This is a genomic window from Frankia sp. CcWB2, assembly GCF_977927585.1.
In genome coordinates this window covers 2,817-3,483 of the sequence record NZ_CDWRCM010000146.1, presented here as the reverse complement: position 1 = coordinate 3,483, position 667 = coordinate 2,817, and the positions used below count along the sequence as shown (strand labels likewise).

At 62.5% G+C, this 667-nt stretch carries 1 protein-coding gene; it reads right to left on the bottom strand.

What is annotated here, in order from left to right; translation table 11 throughout:
- Positions 1-667: methylmalonyl-CoA mutase family protein (locus ACY45C_RS15180; protein ID WP_462188248.1), on the bottom strand; the 667-nt coding region annotated here is incomplete at both ends.

Sequence of the window (667 nt, the reverse complement as noted above, 5' to 3'; positions counted from 1 at the left end):
GGATGCGTCCCCGCTGATAGCCGGTTTCCATCGCGCCGAGTACACCGCCGCGGTCGCTGATCCGCTCGAACTCGGCGAGCACCGCCTCCTCGACCAGGTCGGTCAGTTCATCGACGATGAACGATCCCTGCAGGGGATTCTCGTTGGCGGCGAGTCCCCATTCCTGATCTATGACCATCTGGATGGCCAACGCGCGGCGGACGGAGTTCTCCGTAGGAGTCGTCACAGCCTCGTCGTAGGCATTGGTGTGCAGGCTGTTGCAGTTGTCGTAGATCGCGCACAGCGCCTGCAACGTGGTCCGGATATCGTTGTAGGCCATCTCCTGCGCGTGCAGCGACCGGCCCGACGTCTGTACATGATACTTCAGCATCTGCGACCGGGGGGCGGCACCGTATCGCTCCCGCATGGCCACCGCCCAGATCCGGCGAGCCACCCGCCCGATGACGGTGTACTCCGCATCCATCCCGTTGGAGAAGAAGAACGACAGGTTCGGGGCGAAATCGTCAATGCGCATCCCTCTGGCCAGATAGGCCTCGACGTAGGTGAAGCCGTTGGCCAGGGTGAACGCGAGCTGACTGATAGGATTGGCGCCGGCCTCGGCGATGTGATAGCCGGAGATCGATACCGAGTAGAAGTTCCGGACCGCGTGTTCGATGAACCACTCCTG